The 19,321-nt window shown below is 69.5% G+C and carries 15 protein-coding genes and 2 pseudogenes; 11 read left to right on the top strand and 6 right to left on the bottom strand.

The window, feature by feature from the left end; translation table 11 throughout:
* Positions 1 to 57 precede the first annotated feature (57 nt).
* From ACWDA7_RS07875 to ACWDA7_RS07865, 3 genes are all read right to left on the bottom strand, one after another.
* Complete coding sequence (locus tag ACWDA7_RS07875; protein WP_450603299.1) at positions 58 to 1,686, bottom strand: peptide ABC transporter substrate-binding protein; 1,629 nt, start codon at positions 1,684 to 1,686, stop codon at positions 58 to 60.
* 616 nt (positions 1,687 to 2,302) lie between these two features.
* A complete protein-coding gene (gene typA, locus ACWDA7_RS07870) occupies positions 2,303 to 4,210 on the bottom strand; it encodes a translational GTPase TypA (protein ID WP_329504986.1) in 1,908 nt (635 codons plus the stop codon).
* Between the two features lie 171 nt (positions 4,211 to 4,381).
* Positions 4,382 to 6,553, bottom strand: a complete 2,172-nt coding sequence (locus ACWDA7_RS07865) for an ABC transporter family substrate-binding protein (protein ID WP_450603298.1) — start codon at positions 6,551 to 6,553, stop codon at positions 4,382 to 4,384.
* Between the two features lie 362 nt (positions 6,554 to 6,915).
* Here ACWDA7_RS07865 and ACWDA7_RS07860 point away from each other — a divergent pair, with 362 nt between their 5' ends.
* From ACWDA7_RS07860 to ACWDA7_RS07845, 4 genes are all read left to right on the top strand, one after another.
* Positions 6,916 to 7,206: a hypothetical protein gene (locus ACWDA7_RS07860; protein WP_450603297.1), complete on the top strand. Its 291-nt coding sequence runs from the start codon at positions 6,916 to 6,918 to the stop codon at positions 7,204 to 7,206.
* Positions 7,207 to 7,301: 95 nt separating this feature from the next.
* Positions 7,302 to 8,135 (top strand): hypothetical protein, encoded by an 834-nt coding sequence (locus tag ACWDA7_RS07855; RefSeq protein ID WP_450603296.1) that lies wholly within the window; start codon positions 7,302 to 7,304, stop codon positions 8,133 to 8,135.
* Positions 8,135 to 10,084 (top strand): fumarate reductase/succinate dehydrogenase flavoprotein subunit, encoded by a 1,950-nt coding sequence (locus tag ACWDA7_RS07850; protein ID WP_450603295.1) that lies wholly within the window; start codon positions 8,135 to 8,137, stop codon positions 10,082 to 10,084. The genes ACWDA7_RS07855 and ACWDA7_RS07850 overlap by 1 nt, the downstream gene beginning before the upstream one ends.
* Entirely contained in the window at positions 10,081 to 10,851 is a 771-nt protein-coding gene (locus ACWDA7_RS07845) for a succinate dehydrogenase/fumarate reductase iron-sulfur subunit (protein ID WP_360998682.1), read from the top strand. The genes ACWDA7_RS07850 and ACWDA7_RS07845 overlap by 4 nt, the downstream gene beginning before the upstream one ends.
* On the opposite strand, the gene ACWDA7_RS07840 is transcribed toward ACWDA7_RS07845, so the two are convergent.
* The 3 genes from ACWDA7_RS07840 to ACWDA7_RS07830 are packed head-to-tail and all read right to left on the bottom strand — an operon-like array spanning position 10,832 to position 12,443.
* Positions 10,832 to 11,164, bottom strand: coding sequence for a hypothetical protein (locus tag ACWDA7_RS07840; protein ID WP_450603294.1), 333 nt, complete (start codon positions 11,162 to 11,164; stop codon positions 10,832 to 10,834). The two genes, ACWDA7_RS07845 and ACWDA7_RS07840, sit on opposite strands and share 20 nt — an antisense overlap.
* Entirely contained in the window at positions 11,161 to 12,150 is a 990-nt protein-coding gene (locus ACWDA7_RS07835) for a phosphotransferase (protein ID WP_450603293.1), read from the bottom strand. Before ACWDA7_RS07835 ends, ACWDA7_RS07840 begins: the two co-directional genes overlap by 4 nt.
* A complete protein-coding gene (locus ACWDA7_RS07830; RefSeq protein WP_450603292.1) occupies positions 12,147 to 12,443 on the bottom strand; it encodes a hypothetical protein in 297 nt (98 codons plus the stop codon). The genes ACWDA7_RS07835 and ACWDA7_RS07830 overlap by 4 nt, the downstream gene beginning before the upstream one ends.
* A 135-nt stretch (positions 12,444 to 12,578) precedes the next feature.
* Here ACWDA7_RS07830 and ACWDA7_RS07825 point away from each other — a divergent pair, with 135 nt between their 5' ends.
* The 7 genes and pseudogenes from ACWDA7_RS07825 to ACWDA7_RS07795 form a co-directional block, all read left to right on the top strand.
* On the top strand, positions 12,579 to 14,147 hold the full coding sequence (locus ACWDA7_RS07825; RefSeq protein ID WP_450603291.1) for a TPM domain-containing protein: 1,569 nt from the start codon (positions 12,579 to 12,581) through the stop codon (positions 14,145 to 14,147).
* A gap of 90 nt (positions 14,148 to 14,237) precedes the next feature.
* The gene (locus ACWDA7_RS07820; RefSeq protein ID WP_450603290.1) at positions 14,238 to 15,164 is read left to right on the top strand and encodes a hypothetical protein; all 927 of its coding nucleotides are present in this window, start codon (positions 14,238 to 14,240) and stop codon (positions 15,162 to 15,164) included.
* Positions 15,125 to 15,268, top strand: a complete 144-nt coding sequence (locus tag ACWDA7_RS07815) for a hypothetical protein (protein WP_450603289.1) — start codon at positions 15,125 to 15,127, stop codon at positions 15,266 to 15,268. The genes ACWDA7_RS07820 and ACWDA7_RS07815 overlap by 40 nt, the downstream gene beginning before the upstream one ends.
* Positions 15,269 to 15,310: 42 nt before the next feature.
* Positions 15,311 to 15,478, top strand: a complete 168-nt coding sequence (locus ACWDA7_RS07810) for a hypothetical protein (protein WP_450603288.1) — start codon at positions 15,311 to 15,313, stop codon at positions 15,476 to 15,478.
* Positions 15,479 to 15,641: 163 nt separating this feature from the next.
* Positions 15,642 to 17,057: an IS4 family transposase gene (locus ACWDA7_RS07805; RefSeq protein ID WP_450603287.1), complete on the top strand. Its 1,416-nt coding sequence runs from the start codon at positions 15,642 to 15,644 to the stop codon at positions 17,055 to 17,057.
* Positions 17,058 to 17,140: 83 nt separating this feature from the next.
* A pseudogene (locus ACWDA7_RS07800) lies at positions 17,141 to 17,932 on the top strand (immunity 49 family protein).
* A 261-nt stretch (positions 17,933 to 18,193) separates the two neighbouring features.
* A pseudogene (locus ACWDA7_RS07795) lies at positions 18,194 to 19,321 on the top strand (IS200/IS605 family accessory protein TnpB-related protein); the annotation flags it as partial.

Genomic DNA, 19,321 nt, shown 5'->3' with positions numbered 1-19,321 from the left:
CTGCCGTTCCCCGGGGCGCGGTACCACCGCGCCCCGGGACAAACGGTCTGATTGCGGTTACTTCTTGACCTGAACGCCGGTCAGGATCGGGTCGCCGTCCTGCGCGTACGCGACGCCGGTGACCTTGTCCGAGTAGCCCGCGTTGACCTTGTAGTACCAGAGCGGAATGCTCGGCATGTAGTCGGCCAGCTGCTTCTCGATCGCCTGGTACTTCTGCTCCGACTCCTCCAGCGAACCGGCGGCGTCGGCCGCGGCGATCTCCTGGTCGATCTTCTTGTTGGAGAAGCCGCCCTGGTTGCCGTCCGACTTGCTGCCGTACAGGTCGCGGATGAAGTTGGAGTTGAACGGGTAGTCCAGCACCCAGCCGGAGCGGTACAGCGACTTGACCTGGTGCGCGTCACGCGCGTTCAGGTCAGCCTGGAAGTCGGCCTTGGAGTCGCCGGTGCACTTGACGCCGGTCGCCTTGGTGATGGAGTTGCAGACCGCCTCCACCCACTCCTTGTGGCCACCGTCGGCGTTGTACTGGATGGAGATGGCGTTGCCCGGAACGCCGCCGCCGGCCTTGATGAGCTCCTTGGCCTTGGCCGGGTTGTACGTGGTGACGTCACCGGCCGCGTTCGGCTGGTAGCCGAGGACACCCTTGGCGACCCAGCCGGTGGCGGGCTCACGGGTGCCCTGGAGCACGGTCTTCGTGATGGTGTCGCGGTCGATCGCCATCGACAGGCCCTGGATGACCTTCGGGTCGATGTTCTTCCACTGCTTGGTGTAGTAGGCGACGGCGATGGTCTGGATCGCCGAGTACGCCTTGTCCACCGCGCGGTCGCCGAGGTCCGCCTTGTAGACGGGCAGGTCCTTCGGGGCGATCTGACGCAGCACGTCGACGTTGCCGGACTTCAGGTCCTCGTACGCCGTCTCGAGGCTGGTGTAGTTCTTGAAGAGCACACCACCGTTCTTGGCGGCGTTCGGGCCCTTGTAGCCGTCGAACTTGGCAACCTCGATCTGCTTCTTGTGCTGCCAGCTGACGAACTTGTAAGGGCCGTTGCCGATCGGGTGCTCACCCGCGGCCTTCGGGTCCTTGTAGAAGGACTCCGGCAGCGGGTCGAAGACCTCGTAGCCCAGCTTGTAGACGAAGTACGGGATCGGCTTGGACAGCGTGATCGTGAAGGTGTTGTCGTCGACGACCTTCAGACCGGACATCGTGTCGGCCTTGGGCTTGCCCTTGGCCGGAGCGACGTCGTCGTAGCCCTGGATGTCCGAGAACCAGAAGCTGTTGGTCTGCTTGTTGGCAGGGTTCGCGGCCCAGTTCCACGCCTTGACGTAGGAGTCGGCGGTCACCGGGGTGCCGTCGTGGAACTTCCAGCCCTGCTTCAGCTTGACCGTGAAGGTCTTGTTGTCCTTGGAGTCGACAGACTCGGCGTTGACGTAGACGATCTTGCCGCTCTCGTCGTAGTCGACGAGCCCGGAGAAGATCGACTTGATGACGATGCTGCCGTTGGACTCCATGGTGTTGGCCGGCTGCAGGGGGTTCTGCGGCTCGCCCACCTCGACCGAGAACTTGCCGTTCGGATCGACTGCGGCCTTGTTGCCGCTGCCCTTGTCTCCGCCGCCGCCACCACCACAGGCGGTCACGCCCAGCGCCACAACCGCGGCTATCGCGACCCATTTGGCGCTCTTCGCACCGCGCATGGGTTCCTCCTCATGAGTCCAATGGTTCACCACATGGAGAGGCACATGACACGCCACCGCCATCGGCGCTGTGGATAGTCAAGTGCCCCGCGCTCGTGAGTCGGCGCCACCAGTCAGCGCGTGACCCATTCCTCCGAGCTCTACGCGCCTAACTATCTGGCAGAACTCGTGGCCGAACCACATTCCTAAGGTCTCGGTTCGATCACACCTGGCGTGTACTTCTTCCAAAATCCGGACAAAGCGTCGGCCGAAAGATCCATGCGAAACGGACTTGTTACACATCTACCGGTGTCAGGTGTCCGCATTCCGGACAGGCGGGGGGCAAAATCCGGTTGCTTTTAAGATGGCTTCCGGGAGGGGGCGTCCAGGCGTGTCCTCACCCCGGCACGCACGGTGTACGTACCGTTCCGTTCCGGTCAGCAGACCCCATGTCGGGCGCGTCTCTCCGGCGGCCCACAGGGCGCGGACAGGGTGCACATCGGGAAGCAGAGTAGAGCGTATCGAGCGCGTCACACGGGTGCCCGACCAGAATGAAGGGTTTTCCCTATCCTTTCCCGACAACGAAGGCCGGGCACCCCACGCTGGGGTGCCCGGCCTTCGTTGTACAGGGGCCTCGTCAGCCGTGCTTGGCGCGGCTGGCGGCTCGGGCGCGGTCACGCTGGTCGAGGACGACCTTGCGGATGCGGACGGACTCCGGGGTCACCTCGACGCACTCGTCGTCGCGGCAGAACTCCAGGGACTGCTCCAGCGACAGCTTGCGCGGCGGCACGATCGACTCGGCGATGTCCGACGTGGCCGACCGGATGTTGGTGAGCTTCTTCTCCTTGGTGATGTTGACGTCCATGTCGTCGGAGCGGGAGTTCTCGCCGACGATCATGCCCTCGTACACCTCGGTGCCGGGCTCGATGAAGAGCGTGCCGCGCTCCTGGAGATTGGTCATCGCGAAGGCGGTGACACTGCCGGAGCGGTCGGCGACCAGCGAGCCGTTGTTACGGGTCTGGAGGGGGCCGAACCAGGGCTCGTGGCCCTCGTGGATGGAGTGGGCGATACCCGTGCCGCGCGTGCCGGTCAGGAACTCCGTACGGAAGCCGATCAGACCGCGCGAGGGCACCACGAACTCCATGCGCACCCAGCCGGAGCCGTGGTTGGACATGTTGTCCATACGGCCCTTGCGGACGCCCATGAGCTGCGTGACCGCGCCCATGTGCTCCTCGGGCACGTCGATGGTCAGACGCTCGACGGGCTCGTGGACCTTGCCGTCGACGTCCTTGGTGACGACCTGCGGCTTGCCGACGGTGAGCTCGTAGCCCTCACGGCGCATGGTCTCCACCAGGATGGCGAGCGCCAGCTCACCGCGGCCCTGCACCTCCCAGGCGTCCGGACGCTCGGTGTCCAGGACCCGCAGCGAGACGTTACCGATCAGCTCGCGGTCGAGGCGGTCCTTGACCTGGCGCGCGGTGACCTTGCGGTCCTTGACCGTGGCCTTGACGTTGGCGCCCTTGCCGGTGCCGCCCCGGCCGACGAGCGGCGAGGTGTTGGTACCGATGACCATCGAGATGGCGGGCTCGTCGACCGTGATCAGCGGCAGCGCGACGGGGTTCTCCGGGTCGGCGAGGGTCTCGCCGATCATGATGTCGGGGATACCGGCGACGGCGCAGATGTCACCCGGACCGGCCTTCTCCGCCGGCTTGCGGGTGAGGGCCTCGGTCATCATCAGCTCGCTGATGCGGACGTTGCTGACCGAGCCGTCGCGCTTGATCCAGGCGACGGTCTGGCCCTTGCGCAGCTCGCCCTGCTCGACGCGGAGCAGCGCGATACGGCCGAGGAAGTTGTCGGCGTCGAGGTTGGTGACGTGGGCCTGGAGCGGCGCGTCCTCCTCGTACGTGGGGGCCGGGATGTGCTCGAGGATCGTGGAGAAGAACGGCTCCAGGCTGTCGCTGTCGGCCGGGACCGTGCCGTTCTCCGGCTTGGTCAGGGACGCGATGCCGTCACGGCCGCAGGCGTAGACGATCGGGAACTCGATCTGGTCCTCGTCCGCGTCCACGTCCAGGAACAGGTCGTACGTCTCGTTGACGACCTCGTCGATACGGGCGTCGGGGCGGTCCGTCTTGTTGATGCACAGGATGACGGGCAGCCGGGCCTGGAGCGCCTTGCGCAGCACGAAGCGGGTCTGCGGCAGCGGGCCCTCGGAGGCGTCCACGAGCAGGACGACACCGTCCACCATCGACAGGCCGCGCTCGACCTCGCCGCCGAAGTCGGCGTGGCCGGGGGTGTCGATGATGTTGATCGTGATCGGGTCCCCGCCGTCCTTGGGGTGGTAGTTCACCGCCGTGTTCTTGGCGAGGATCGTGATGCCCTTCTCACGCTCCAGGTCGTTCGAGTCCATGACGCGGTCGTCGACCTGCTCGAGCTGGTGAGCGGCGAAGGCACCGGCCTGCTTCAGCATGCCGTCGACGATGGTCGTCTTGCCGTGGTCTACGTGGGCGACGATGGCGACATTGCGGATGTCGTGGCGCGTGGCCATGATGTGGCGTACTCCCGGAATGGTGAGGATGGTCCGCGCTTTCGCTGCGCCGGCCTGCCGGGCTGAACACGCCTCGGCCTTGTCCCATGGTAAGGGGACCCTGCCGTTCGGGCTTGCCGGGTACAGATCAGGCCCCTTGACCAGGCCCGTTGCGCGGGCCACCCACTCCGGTCACGACGACGGGCTCGCCGAGGGCCGCACCCCCTTCTTCAGGAAGCCCATGTCCTCGTAGGCCGGAGCCTGGAACCCGAACGAGCCCGCGTTGGCGAGGTCGGCGCGCACGGCCGTGAGCTGGGGGCGCTGGTAGAGGGGGATCGAGCTCGCGGTGGCCCAGATGCGGGCGTCGGCCTTGCGCATCAGGGCGCGCTCCTCGCTCTCGTTCAGCGTGGCGATCGCCTGGTCGAACAGCTGGTCCACCTGGTCGGTGCCGACCCGGGTGTAGTTTTGCTCGACGCTCAGCGTGCCGTCGGACGCCGGCACCGGCTTGGCGTAGATCGGCCGGGCGTCGGTGGCGGGGAACGCCGATACGGGCCAGGAGTACAGCGCGAGGTCGTAGTCCCCGGACGCGATGTGGTCCTTGAAGTAGCTCTCGTCCGAAACCTTGACGATCTCGGTGCGGATCCCGACCTTCTCCAGCATGCGCGTGATGCGGTCGGCGACCGTACGCAGGGTCTGGGAGCCCGGCCCGGACGGCAGGACGAACCGCAGCACCAGCGCCTTGCCGTCCTTGGCGAGCGCCCCCTTCACATTCCCGCCCGGAGCGGCGGTGCCCTTGGGCGCGTACGCCCCCGGCACCCCGGCCTTGTGCCCGGGCTGCACGGGCTGCCTCTTCGAGTGGTCACCGGGGTCCTTCCGGTACCCCTTGTCGTCCTCCCCGACCGGGTTCTTGCCGTCGTCGCCCGCGCCCTTGCCGCCGGCCGCCTTCTTGCCCCCCGACCCGGCCGTCTTCTTCTCCTCCTTGACCGGTCCTCCGGGCACCCAGCCCGCCTCGCTGAGCAGTTCCTTCGCCTGGCCGGTGTCCTGGTCGCCGAGGGCGCCGCTGTTGTCGGCGTACGCCTCCTGTCCCGACAGGGCGAGGTGGCTGCCGACCGGCACGGCGGGCAGCCGGAGCGGGGTGAGCACCAGTCCGGCCAGTTCCTCGCGGTTGAGGGCGCGGGCCACGGCCCGGCGCACCCGCTCGTCACTGAGCGGGGCCCGGGAGCCGTTCAGGGCGAGCTGGGTGAAGGCAGGCTCGAGCGACTTGCGGATCACGTACTCGCTCTGGGCCTTCCGCGTCGCGGCGCCCGGCGCGGCGGACGGGCCGCCCGACGCGGTGGCGCCCGGCGATGCACTCCCCGCAGTGGCACCCGGCGACGCACTCTCCGCAGTGGCACCCGGCGATGCACTCTCCGCAGTGGCACCCGGGGACGCACTCTGCGCGGTGGCGGCCGGGGAGGAGCCCTGCGGGGCGGCGCTGCCCTTGTTCTTTGCGGCGGTCGCGATCCGTCCGGCGTCCTGCGGGTCGATCTCCGCCATGTCGACCGACCCGGCGGCGATCGCGGCGGCCCGTTTGTCGCGCGGGACGGCCACGAGCACGATCTGGTCGAGCTTGGCGGGGCGACCCCACCAGCGCGGATTGCGGCTGAGGGTGACCTCGCCCTTCTTGGCGTCGACACCCTGAAGGGTGAACGGGCCAGCAGTGGCTTTCAAGGCCGCCCTCGCTCCGTCGTTGAAGCCGTTCGCGGTGCCCATGACGTCCTTCGGGTACAAGGGTGAGAAGAGCGACCGCCAGTCGGCGTACGGCTTGCCGAAGGTGACCTTGACCTCGAGGTTGTTCGCGCCGCGCTCGACGTTCTCGATGCGGTCGTACCCCGCGTTGCGGGCGGTCCAGTACGCGCTGTCCCGGCCGGAGAGGGCGCGCCACTGGGCGGCGAAGTCGTCGGCGCCGATCTCCCGGCCGTCGCTCCAGACGGCCTGCTGGTTGAGGCGGTAGACGACGACCTGCTTGGGCTCGGTCGACACGACCTTGGCCGACTCGAGGTAGTCCGGATTGCGCTCGGGACGGCCGTTGGCGTCCAGCCGGAACATCGCGGGCAGCACCGCGCCGGCCACCCGAGTGGTGGAGGCGTCGGCGTCCGCCTGGAAGGTGTTCAGGGTCCGGGGCACGGCGTCGACGGCCCAGCGCAGGGTGCCGCCGTCGGCGACGACCGTACGGGCGGCCGGGGCGATGTCCTGGGCGGCGACCGGTTTGCTCCGGTCCTCGTCGGCGCTGCAACCGACGAGCGCGGACACCGCGAGGGCTCCCGCGGCGAGGAGTGCGACCGAGCGCATCACCGTGCGGGGTCCGACGTCGTCGTGGGACATCACGTCCTCCTCCGGGAGCCGCTCGATCGATGAGCGAGGGTTATGATCCGGTTGTTCCGGTTTGGGGGTATTTGGTGTTGATCAGATATATGGACCACTGAAGATGAAAGGGGTGAGGTGCGTTGGGCGACACGGCGACGAGCGCCGGGAAGGTCACCCGGACGGCCTACCGCCCCTGCTGGTCCCGCCCCCGCGTCCCGGCCCCCGACGGGGCCGGGAAATCGAATCCGCACCCGCACACGACGATGCGCCTCGGCCAATCCCTGCATGTCCCTTCACACCGACCGGTGTGACGCGCAACACTCGCAGGCGCATGAACGTCGCCGCCCTGGGCCACCGGCCCCTGGAAGTGAGGTCACGTCATGTCCGTGTATGACGAACTGACGTCGGTTCAGCGGTGCCTCGACGACCTGTACCGGTCGGTGGGGCGCCTGGAGCAGCAGATGGGGAGCGGCGGGCTCGAGATACGCCGCGTCCGCATCGACGCCGATCACCTGCGCGAGAGCGTCGCACTACTGCGCGAGGCCACCGCCGCCCCCGAGGCAGCCCGGCGGGTCGACCTCGTGACGATCCCGGACACCCCGTACGACACCAGCCTGTGGACGGACTCGGACGACGAGGGCCTCGGCGCCCGGGACCGGCACGCCCCCTGAACCCACAGGCGAGTGAGCCGAAGGGCCGCGGCCGGGCGCACGGCGACACGTCCGCGGCCCGGAGCCGAACCGAGCCCTGAAAGGTGCGTCATAGCGTGACCACTGATACGGAACCCCCCGACACGGAATCCCATGCGCCCGGCGGCGTGCGCACCGGTACGCGCGCCGCGATCGCCGCCCCGCATCTGCGCACCGACCGCTGGTGGCTGGCCCCGGCCGCCACCGCCGCCGGGCTGCTGGCCTTCGTCGTCTACTCGACGTGGCGCGCGTTCGCCGACGCTCACTACTACGCGGCGCCCTACGTCTCCCCGTTCTACTCGCCCTGTCTGGCGGAACGCTGCCGGACCATGCACGCGGGCCCCAACGCCGACCTGTTCGGCAGCTGGTGGGCGATCTCCCCGGCGATCATCATCCTGATCTTCCCGCTCGGTTTCCGCCTGACCTGCTACTACTACCGCAAGGCGTACTACCGCGGCTTCTGGATGTCGCCCCCGGCCTGCGCGGTGGCCGAGCCACACCGCACGTACAGCGGTGAGACCCGCTTCCCGCTGATCCTGCAGAACATCCACCGGTACTTCTTCTACGCGGCACTCCTCGTGGCGGGTGTGCTCACGTACGACACCGTGCTCGCCTTCCGCGACCAGCACTACCGCTGGGGCCATATGGGGCTGGGCACCCTGGTCTTCCTGGTGAACATCGTCCTGATCTGGGCGTACACCCTCTCCTGCCACTCCTGTCGGCACATCGTCGGCGGGAAGCTCAAGCACTTCTCCAAGCATCCCGTGCGCTACGGGGCATGGCAGTTCGTCAGCCGGCTGAACGCCCGGCACATGCTCCTCGCGTGGGCGTCCCTGGTCAGCGTGGCACTCGCCGACTTCTACGTGTACCTGGTGGCGTCCGGCGCCTTCGACGATCCGAGGTTCTTCTGATGTCCGTGGTCGATCGGCAGGAGTGGGACGTGGTCGTGGTCGGGGCCGGCGGCGCCGGCCTCAGGGCCGCCATCGAGGCCCGCGAGCGCGGTGCCCGTACGGCCGTGATCTGCAAGTCGCTGTTCGGCAAGGCGCACACGGTGATGGCGGAAGGCGGCATCGCGGCGGCGATGGGCAACGCCAATCCCCATGACAACTGGCAGGTGCACTTCCGCGACACCATGCGCGGCGGGAAGTTCCTCAACCAGTGGCGGATGGCCGAGCTGCACGCGCGCGAGGCACCCGACCGGGTCTGGGAACTGGAGACCTGGGGCGCCCTCTTCGACCGCACGAAGGACGGGCGCATCTCTCAGCGCAACTTCGGCGGCCACGAGTACCCGCGCCTCGCGCACGTCGGCGACCGAACCGGCCTGGAGCTGATCCGGACACTCCAGCAGAAGATCGTGGCCCTCCAGCAGGAGGACGAGAAGGAGACCGGGGACTACGAGTCCCGGCTGAAGGTCTTCCAGGAGTGCACCGTCACCAGGATCCTCAAGGACGGGGACCGGGTGTCCGGGGTCTTCGCCTACGAGCGCGAGTCCGGCCGCTTCTTCGTCCTCGAGGCACCCGCCGTGGTGATCGCGACGGGCGGCATCGGCAAGTCCTTCAAGGTGACCTCGAACTCGTGGGAGTACACGGGCGACGGGCACGCACTGGCGCTGCTCGCCGGGGCACCGCTGCTGAACATGGAGTTCGTGCAGTTCCATCCGACGGGCATGGTCTGGCCGCCGTCGGTGAAGGGCATCCTCGTCACCGAGTCGGTGCGCGGCGACGGCGGGGTGCTCAGGAACTCCGAGGACAAGCGGTTCATGTTCGACTACATCCCCGACGTCTTCAAGGAGAAGTACGCGCAGTCGGAGGACGAGGCCGACCGCTGGTACGAGGACCCGGACAACAACCGGCGGCCGCCCGAGCTCCTCCCCCGCGACGAAGTCGCGCGCGCCATCAACGCCGAGGTGAAGGCCGGGCGCGGCTCCCCGCACGGCGGGGTCTTCCTGGACGTGTCGACGCGCATGCCCGCCGAGGTCATCCGGCGCCGGCTGCCGTCGATGTACCACCAGTTCAAGGAGCTGGCGGACGTCGACATCACCGCCGAGGCGATGGAGGTCGGCCCGACCTGCCACTACGTGATGGGCGGCATCGCGGTCGACTCGGACACGGCGGCAACCCGCGGGGTCCAGGGCCTGTACGCGGCCGGTGAGGTGGCCGGCGGTATGCACGGCTCCAACCGGCTGGGCGGCAACTCGCTCTCCGACCTGCTGGTGTTCGGGCGCCGGGCCGGTCTGCACGCGGCGCAGTACGCGACAGGCCTCGCCGTGCGCCCCGCGGTGGACGACATCCAGGTGAACGCGGCGGCGGCGGAGGCCCTGCGACCGTTCTCGGTCGAGGGTCCGGCGCCCGGCGAGGACATCGAGGAGCCCCACCGCCCGCCGGAGAACCCGTACACCCTCCACCAGGAACTCCAGCAGACCATGAACGACCTGGTCGGCATCATCCGCCGCGAGGCGGAGATGCAGCAGGCGCTGAAGAAACTGGCGGATCTGCGAGTACGAGCCCGCAGGGCGGGCGTCGAAGGGCACCGGCAGTTCAATCCCGGCTGGCACCTCGCCCTCGACCTGCGGAACATGCTGCTGGTCAGCGAGTGTGTGGCGCGGGCCGCGCTGGAGCGCACGGAGTCCCGCGGCGGACACACCCGCGAGGACTGTCCGGCGATGGACCGCGCATGGCGCCGCGTCAATCTGCTGTGCCAGCTCACCGACCCCACCGGGGGTCTGGCGGCGACCGATCCGGTCCGCGGCCAGATCACCCTTCTCCGGGAGACCACCGAACCCGTCCGCCCCGACCTGCTCGCCCTCTTCGAGAAGGAGGAGCTGGTCAAGTACCTGGCCGAAGAGGAGCTCTACGAGTGAGCAGCTACGAGGCCCGCTTCAAGGTGTGGCGGGGCGATGCGCAGGGCGGCGCCCTGGAGGACTTCAAGGTCGAGGTCAACGACGGCGAGGTGGTGCTGGACATCATCCACCGGCTCCAGGCCACCCAGGCGGCCGACCTCGCCGTGCGCTGGAACTGCAAGGCCGGCAAGTGCGGTTCGTGCTCGGCAGAGATCAACGGGCGGCCGCGGCTGATGTGTATGACGCGGATGTCGGTGTTCGAACGGGACGAGACGATCACGGTGACACCGCTGCGCGCCTTCCCGGTGGTCCGCGACCTGGTGACGGACGTGGGCTTCAACTACCGCAAGGCGCGCGAGATCCCGTCCTTCGTGCCGCCCGCCGACCTCGGCCCCGGCGAGTACCGCATGATGCAGGAGGACGTGGAACGCTCGCAGGAGTTCCGCAAGTGCATCGAGTGCTTCCTGTGCCAGGACACCTGCCATGTCGTGCGCGACCACGAGGAGAACAAGCAGGTGTTCGCCGGTCCGCGCTTCCTGATGCGGGTGGCCGAACTGGACATGCACCCGCTGGACGCGGCGGACCAGGCGGGCCTGGACCGCAAGCGCACCGCCCAGGACGAGCACGGCCTCGGCTACTGCAACATCACCAAGTGCTGCACGGAGGTGTGCCCGGAGGGGATCAAGATCACGGACAACGCGCTGATCCCCTTGAAGGAGCGGGCGGTCGACCGCAAGTACGACCCGCTGGTGTGGCTGGGGTCGAAGATCAGGAGGCGTTCTTCGTAGAGTCCGCTTCGGGGGTACGACCCGGGCGCCCGCTCAGCATCTGCGCCACCAGTCCCGCCATCCACAGCGCGAGGCCCACGCCCGCCTCGGGCCTGTGGGCGAACGGGGAGTCGCCGAGGGGACCGAGGAAGAGGTACGCGGCCATGCCGACGGCGCCCACCAGCGTGCCGTACCCCCACAGCCTCGGCCGCAGGATCCTGCGGCCGGCCCACGAAGGCGACCAGCCCGTCGCCGCCCCGGCGACGCCCATCGCCACGCCGGCCACCACGGCCGCCGCGGCCACTCCCGCCATGACCTCGTGCATACCGGTCATCGTCGCACCAGCTCCAGCACGCACCAAAGGTTGTACTCCGCGATGGCCCGCATCGGCGCCGGGTCCGGGAAGTCGCCGTCGAGAAGACGCAACGGCCCGGCGACGAGGTTGAGATGCATGGCGAGGGTATACAGGCGCAGACGGGAGTCGTCCAGGCCGGAGACGCCAAGGGCGTCGTAGTGGCGCCCGAACCGGAGCCGCAGGAACACGTGCTCCCACTCGGCGTCGAAGTACATCAGGCCCTCGACATCGATCAGCGCGGGGCGGCCGTGCCGGTCCAGCAGGACGTGGTCCGGGCCCAGCTCGCCGTGGACGAGGGTGTGGCGGGCCCGGGGGCGCACCTTCGCGGCGAGGGAGCGCACCCGGTCGTCGAGGCGTTCGCGCACGGCCGCCATACGGGGCTCCCGGGCGGCGGCCTCCTCGGCCTCGCGCAGTGCGCGGTCCCGTACCAGGGCCTCGCACGAACTGCCGGACGCGCTGCCGCCGCGGTCGACGACGGCCACCTTGCCGAAGCGGGGTGCCGTGCAGGCCCGCATCGCGGTCAGGCCGGCGGAGAGTTCCGCCAGCGGGCGCGCGGCCGCGAGCGGGTCGCGGTGCAGCAGTTCCTCCAGGCTGCCGCCGTCGAGGTCCTCGACGACCGCCGCGTCCCCCGGGAGGTGCGTGCGGGTGGAGTCGGTGAACAGCAGGCGGGGCGTGCGGACACCGACGGCACCGAGACGGTCGTGGGACGCCGTGAACAGGTCGAGGCCCGAGGCGTGCGAGAAGGGGTCGCGGGCGTCGGCGGGCGGCTGGTCCCAGTAGTCCTCGTCGGGTGACCAGACGTAGGCGATGGCGGTGGAGCCGTCCTCCAGGGTGAGGCGGTAGACACCCTTCTTGCTGCCGCCGCGCAGTCGGGTGACGGTCTCCAGGCGCCGACCGGCGCCCAGCGCCGCGCGGGCGAGAGGCGCGAGATCGGAGCGGGTGAGAGCCGCTCGGTTGTTCGTCAAGCGGAGACCCGTCCGGCACGGTGACCGAGGAACTGCACCGCAAAGCCGACGAGCAAGCAGGCCAGGCCGCTGTCGGAGAGGACGCCGTACGCGGCGTCGCCGGACACGTTCTCGCTGCACCACGACAGCACCGCCGCCGCTCCGACGAGCAGGCATCCGTAGCCCCACAGCCGCGGCCGCAGGACGCGGCCCCGGTGCCACGGCAGTACCCAGCCGGTCGTCACGGCCGGGACTCCCACACCGGCACAGAGCCCGACGACCACCACCCCTGCGATCAGTGAGATGACATCCATCGAGCCCCCGCTCCCCCTGGTGTTCCGTGAGTCCCGATGATGCCACCGTCCTCGCCGATCGCCGGATCCACCCTCCGCCCATCGAGCGGCGCATCCCGGTCGCCGAAGCGCCGGATCGGTCATACGCTCCGAAATGTGACGCCGCCCCACCGTCGACGCCGGCCGCGCCGGGCCGTCGCGTATCCAGCCGTGCGGTCGGTTCCTGCTGTGTTCGGGGTGGTGTCGGCGCCGCAGCAGACGTCCACCGGCGACCTGGTCCTGCCACTGATAGCCGGGGTCACCGCCGTGGCCGTGGCGGGGTACGCGTCGGTGCGGCGCAGGCTGCGTGCGAGGACCCGTACGACGCCCGGCGGAGCCTCCCCCACCGTCGTGCCGCTCGACGAACTCGACCGGCGGGCGCAGCACTCACTCATCGAGACCGACGACTGCATACGCGCGAGTCGGGAGGAACTCCGTTGTGCCGCAGTGCAGTTGGGGGACGAGACGATACGGGCGTGCACGGAGGCGGTGGAGTTCGCGGCGGCCGAACTGACGCAGGCCTTCGGGGCCCGGCAACGGTTCGACGACGGGGCGGGCGAGGCGCGGGTGCTGCTGACGGAGATCCTCGGGCGGTGCGGAGCCGCCGGGCGGCGCCTCGACGCGGAGGCACCCGGATGGGACCAGTTGCGGGCGCTGGAGCGGACCACGGGCGAGGCACTGGCGCATGCCGAGGCACGGTCCAGGGAGGTGGCGGCGCGGATCCCGGAATCGGCCGCGACGACGGCCGGGCTGCGCGAGCAGTACGCCTTGCCCGCGTATCTGCCGGTGGTGGGCCACGACGAACAGGCGAAGGAGCGGCTGGCCTTCGCCACCACCGTGCTCGGCCGAGCGCGGCAGGCCATGGACGCGGGCCGGACGGACGACGCGGTGGCCCTGCTGCGCGCCGGCGAGGCCGCCGTGGAGCAGGCGGCGGTCCTCCTGGACGGCATCGCGTGGCTCGCCGCGAATCTGGCCACGGCCACGGACGCACTCCCCGGGGCCCTGACCGGCATCGAGACCGCGCTGACGCGGGCCCGCGGACTCCTCGGCACGCAGACCGCCCGGGCGATCGCGCTCGGGGAGTCGGTGGTGGCGGAGCTACGAGGGGCACACGGGCCGAGCGACCCGGTGGGGGCGCTGCGACGGATCGAGCAGGTGGCCCTGGGACTGGACCGGGCGTTGCACCAGGTACCGGGCGGTTGCGAAGCCCTGGCCCGCCTCGAGCGGGCCCTGCTCGTCGCCCGCGGTGCCGTCGGCGCCACCGCGGACTACGTCACCACGCACCGCGGAGCCGTCGGCTGCGAGGCGAGGATCCGGCTCGCGGAGGCGGAGCGGCGACTGCGCGCGGCGGAGAACACGGACGCACCACCCGTCCCGGCCCCGGCCGACGCCCTCGCCGACGCCCGTGAGGCGGACGCGCTCGCCCGGCAGGCCAGGCAGTCGGCTGAGAGGGACGTACGGGCGCACGGGACGCCGTACGGCGAGGGCAACTGGACGGGCGGCGCCGTGCTCGGCGGCATCCTGCTCGACGCCCCTCACCGGACCGCCGACCGACCCGGCCACCCGGGCGACGGTGGGCCCGCGAGCTACGGCGGACCGGGCACACGGGGGCGGCGCGACGGGGGTGAACTCTTCCGGCCGAGACCACCGCAGAGCCCGCTCCCGGACGAGACGAAAGCGCCCTAGTCGCGCGGCACGGCAGACGCCCATGATGCCGAACATGACGGAGAGTTGCTGTTTCGGTTCGCCAATCGAGGGAATTACCAACTCGGCGACGTGGGCCACACCGGCGACAACGCCGCCGTCCACGCCGGCAACGACATGCCGACCGTGCACGCGGGCGGCGACCTCCCCGGAAACGGACTGGGCGACCACCTCCCCGGCAGCCACACACCCGACAACCTGCCGACCAACAGCCTCGACACCCGCGCCCCCGCACACACCCCGGACAACGCGATACCCACCACCGCGGACAACCACCTGCCGGGCGGGCACGGCCACGAGCACGGTGCCGGCGGCATCGGACACGACCTGCCGGGCAGCGGCACCGACACCCTGCCGGGTCACACCCCAGAAGTGCCGGGTGGCGGCCCCCACGAGCCTCCGTCAACGCACGGCGCGCACCCGGGAGCTGACGACGCGGCACATCGAGCGGAGTACGAGTCCGCCCGCGAGAAGCCCGCCGATGAGCGGACTCCGGCCGAGCGAGCGGCCATCACCCATGAGCACGTCCGGCTCGCGAACGAGGACCCGGCCTGGCGCGCCGAGCACTACGACAAGTGGGGGATGGGCAAGCGCAACAACGCCGAAGAACTGGTCGACGGCCAACTCCTGCCCAGGCTCGTCGAGAAGCCGGGCGGAGGGTGGATGGCCGCCCACGATCTGCCGTACGCGAGCCCTGAGAGGTTTCACCTCGACCCCTTGGAGAGGGGCAGGGACACGGTCGCTCCGCATGACCTCCATCACCTCGACGACGTCTCGGCCAAGCGCGTGGCGGGCATGGATCTGGCCCATGCCGAGAAGGCCTTTCAGCCAACCCGACCGACGAGGCCGCGCATGCGCTTGCCCAGGCGCAGGAGCACTTCGACCATACGGTCGGCGAGGGTGTGTCCAACAACAGCAAGCTCGGCGAGGCCCTCGGCGAGGAGTCCGCTCGTCGCCACATGCTCCTACAGCAGGAGTTCGAAGGGGCGCACGAGATAACAGACCTTCCCGAGACGCCCAACGGCTCGAAGAGGTTCGACCAGCTCTGGCGTGACAAGGACGGCCACCTCGTCATCGTCGAGGCGAAGGGCCCCAACGCGTGACTCGACTGGCGCCAGGGCAACGGTGCACAGGACAGCGGCACCATGGTGAAACAGGGAACCATCGAATACGTCCGCACGATCCTGGCCGACATGGACGAGCGAGCCGCCTTCTCACCGAACGACGCCAAGTACGCCAAGGAGATACGAGCGGCCATCGAGAACAAGACGCTGCAGTACGTCCTCGTCCAGGCGAACGGAGAACACCGGTAACTATGCTGGGGCCGAGCTCAAGCATTTCAAGATCTTCTAAGGAGAAGCGCGTCAACGCCGCTGCGTTTAGGTGTGGAGGTGCAGGTCAAGGGGGCTGAAAGGGGGCAACGGGACACCTGATAGATCAACTTGCGACCAAGCAAAGTGATCAAGGGGTGTCCCGTTGCAGGAGAAGTCTGTCATCACGCGGGTGGTCGCGGTGGCGGCGGGGGTGTTCGCGCCGGGGCATCTGGGTGAGCTGACCCAGGTCGTGGACTTCGCGCTGGTGGATGCGGTGCTGGAGGAGACCCGTGCGGTGCAGCAGCGGGTTCGGTTGCTGCCCGCCCGGGTGGTGGTGTACTTCGTCCTCGCGCTGGCTCTGTTCGAGGATTGCGCGTACCGGGCGGTGTGGGACAAGCTCACTGCCGGTCTGGCCGGGATACCGCTGGTGCGCCCGCACACCTCCTCTCTCTCACGCGCTCGTCGCCGGCTGGGGGCGGCACCGCTGAGGGTCTTGTGCGAGACCCTGGCCGGAGCGGTGGCCTGGCGCGGCAGCCCGGGCGCCGACTGGTGTGGGATGCGCACGGTCGCCTTCGATGGCACCAGCGTGCAACTGCCCGACCGTGAGCCGGTCACCGCCCGCTTCCCCAAGCGGCGCGGCGAGGAGCGCGAGTTTGGCTACCCGCTGCTGCGGCTGGTCACGCTGGTCGAGACCGGCACTCGCGCGGTCCTGGCCGCCGCATTCGGCCCCGAGGCCGACGGTGAACTCGCCTACGCCAATAAACTGTTGTCCCACCTGAGTGCCCGGATGCTGGTGCTCGCGGACGCCGGTTTCGACGCCGTCGGGTTCCTGCGCGGCATCCACGCTACCGGCGCGCAGTTCCTGGTGCGCTCCTCCGCCCGCCGCCGTCCCACGATCTGGCGGCGACTGCCGGACGGCTCCTACCTGGCCCGCCTGTCCGCCCCTTACCGGGCCGGGCGCGGCTACGGAATGCTGACCGTCCGCGTGATCGAGGCGTGGATCACCGTCACCCTGGCCGACGGGACCGTCCGCCGCGAGCAGTGGCGGCTGGTCACCAGCCTTATGGACCCGGCCCATCACCCCGCCGACCACCTCGTGACGCTGTATCACGAAAGGTGGCAGGCGGAGACCTGCTATGCGAGCTTGAAGGCGACCTTGCTGGACGGCCGCGTCCTGCGCTCCGGGCATCCCGCCGACCTGGAACAGGAGGTCTGGGGCATCCTCGCGGTCTACCAAGCGTTGATCCGCACCGCCGCGGACGCTGCGGCCGACCAGCCGGGCCTGGACATGGACCGGCTCAGCTTCACCGTCGCCCTGCACGCCGCCCGCGACCAGGTGACCCTGGCCGCCGGCGTGCTGCCCGACGGACCCGTCCGCCTGGTCGGCGCGATCGGCCGCGCACTGCTTGACGACCTGCTGCCCGCACACCGCCGCCAGCGCATGAAGGCCAGAAGCGTGAAGTCAGCCAGCAAGTACGCCCCGAACATCGGCAAGCACCCCGCCGCCGCCCAGAGCTACACCTTCCACACCGAGGTCACCGTCATGAAAAACGGACTTGCACCCCGCCCACGACGCTAAACGCAGCGGCGTTGAGAAGCGCGTTGGTCTCGATCATCAACCGCCCCCCCTTGCCCACGGGGAACGCGGAAGAGTGCCTCGCAGTGCTCCAGGAGAACGCACAGGAGCTGATCGACGGCCTGGAGGAGGACTCCACCGATCTGGGTGACGCCCAGCGCATCACGCTCACCCTGGCACAGTCGCGCTGCCTGGTGGATCCGCGGGCGGCGAACTACCCCACCTGGGATGCTTGGGTCAACGCGATGCAGGTCGGCTCCGCCGTGTTCGCCGCCGCGACCACGACCGAGGATCATGTGCAGTGCCGTATCGCGCACAAGGACCGCAGTCTTCGGGCCACCGGCCCGCGGTGGTACGTGAACCCGGGCTCCTGGCTCACGGCCTTCTATCTGGCCGTGGCGTGCCGGGAACGGGACCGGATCACTGCTCTGTGCAACGTGCCCGTCTCCCTGCTGTGAGAGAACGGTTCGCGCTTCCAGGACTACCACTACGCGTGGATCGACACCCTCCAGACCTACTGGCTCGGCGGTCCCGACCTCGGCCCGAAGCTGGTGGCCGCAGTCGACGGCACCGACCCGGAAGCCGTCGCTGATCCGGAGACGGTGGGCAAGCTGCTGTACCCGCCGATGGAGATGTTCCACCGTTTCATCCGCAAGGACCACGCGGGGTTCAACCGGGCCCTCGCCAACGCCCTCCAGTGGCACAAGGAGTACTGGAGCGAGGAGAGCCGAGCCCTCCAGGCCTCGGGTCTCGTCACGCTCGCACCGCTCGCCATCGTCTGCTTCGCCCACGACGCGGGCGTCCCCATCGAGGTCGAGTCCGAGTACCTGCCCGCCGTCCTCATCGGACGCAACTGGTGCGGCGAGTTTCCCACGTAAGGCATACGTGACACCTCTCGTCCGCTCGGTCCGCCATGAGTTCGGCGCGGACACCGCCACCGAACTCATGGCGCCGATCATCGAGAGCACTCAAGGGGTTGGGAGCTGTTCGGTTTCGGATGTGCAGGAGTGTGTGTGAGTGTGCACGAGCATGTACTTGTTCGTGGTGGTGCAGCGCGCACGACGCATGGCGGGCACTGTCAGTGCCCGCCGATACCGTTCTTCGTGTTGCTGATCACGTGTTGGGGAGGGGGCACATCGATGCGTGGTGAGTCGTTGCGCACGATCGCTGTCCCCTTCGTGGCCGTCGGCCCGTCCGGCGTGGCGATCCGCACCCGCCTCAAGGCCCTTACGCCGGACGACGAGCAGGTGTTGCGTCTGGTCGGCGCGCATCTGGGGTCGCTGGCCTCGAAGGATCTCAAACGCCGGTGCGCTGAGGGCCTGGAGCACTCCGCGGATACGTGGGCCAGGCGCAAGCGGGCCCTGACCGACGCGTCGTCCTCGCGGTGGGCCGGTTCGATCACGAAGGCCACCCACGATCAGTGGGCGCTGTCCCGGCGTGCCCAGCTCGCGCACATCCGCAGCCTTGAGGCCGGTATCAAGACGATCGCGCACCGCCTGTCGCTGCCGGTGGGCGAGAGGGGCTCGAAGCGGGCTCCGGGGGGATACCGCACCCGGCGGGAGTGGTTCCAAAAGTCCCGGCGACTGCATCTGCTGGAGGATCGGCTGGAGCGGGAGCGGGCCGATCACGAGGTGGGGCGGGTGCGGGTCGTGCGGGGCGGCAAACGCCTGCTCACCACCCGACACCACCTCGAGGCGGCGCAGCTCACCGAGCACGCGTGGCGGCGGCGCTGGGAAGCGGAGCGCTGGTTCCTGCAGGCGGACGGCGAGTCGGGCAAGCGGTTCGGCAATGAGACGATCCGCGTCACCCCGGACGGCGAAGTCTCCCTCAAGCTCCCCGTCCCGCTTGCGCACCTGGCGAACGCCCGGCACGGCCGGTACGTCCTGGCCGCAACCGGGGTCTTCCACCACCGCAGCGACGAGTGGGCCGACCGCATCACCACGAACCGGGCCGTGGCCTACCGCATCCACTACGACACAGACCGCGCTCCCGCTGGTACCTCACCGCCTCCTGGACCATCCCGCCGGTCACCACCGTCCCCCTGTCCCACGCCCGCGCAGGCGGTCTGATCGGTGTCGACACCAACGCCGACCACCTCGCCGCCTGGCGCCTCGATCAGCACGGCAACCCGGTCGGCGAGCCCCGCCGCTTCTTCTACGACCTGTCCGGGAGCGCGGACCACCGGGATGCCCAGGTACGGCATGCACTGATCCGGCTCCTGCACTGGGCGAAACGCCACGGGGTGTCGATCGCGATCGAAGACCTCG

This window comes from Streptomyces sp. NPDC001156 (assembly GCF_053598275.1).
Note: the sequence above shows the minus strand (reverse complement) of the source record. Positions and strands in the feature narration are given on the sequence as shown.

What these genes read in the sequence shown, in the direction of transcription:
- ACWDA7_RS07860 (WP_450603297.1), top strand. Translation starts at nt 6,916, where the DNA reads ATGTCCGTGTATGACGAACTGACGTCGGTTCAGCGGTGCCTCGACGAC.
- ACWDA7_RS07815 (WP_450603289.1), top strand. Translation starts at nt 15,125, where the DNA reads ATGCTCCTACAGCAGGAGTTCGAAGGGGCGCACGAGATAACAGACCTT.
- ACWDA7_RS07830 (WP_450603292.1), bottom strand. Translation starts at nt 12,443, where the DNA reads ATGGATGTCATCTCACTGATCGCAGGGGTGGTGGTCGTCGGGCTCTGT.
- ACWDA7_RS07875 (WP_450603299.1), bottom strand. Translation starts at nt 1,686, where the DNA reads ATGCGCGGTGCGAAGAGCGCCAAATGGGTCGCGATAGCCGCGGTTGTG.
- ACWDA7_RS07840 (WP_450603294.1), bottom strand. Translation starts at nt 11,164, where the DNA reads ATGACCGGTATGCACGAGGTCATGGCGGGAGTGGCCGCGGCGGCCGTG.
- typA (WP_329504986.1), bottom strand. Translation starts at nt 4,210, where the DNA reads ATGGCCACGCGCCACGACATCCGCAATGTCGCCATCGTCGCCCACGTA.
- ACWDA7_RS07810 (WP_450603288.1), top strand. Translation starts at nt 15,311, where the DNA reads ATGGTGAAACAGGGAACCATCGAATACGTCCGCACGATCCTGGCCGAC.
- ACWDA7_RS07865 (WP_450603298.1), bottom strand. Translation starts at nt 6,553, where the DNA reads ATGTCCCACGACGACGTCGGACCCCGCACGGTGATGCGCTCGGTCGCA.
- ACWDA7_RS07850 (WP_450603295.1), top strand. Translation starts at nt 8,135, where the DNA reads ATGTCCGTGGTCGATCGGCAGGAGTGGGACGTGGTCGTGGTCGGGGCC.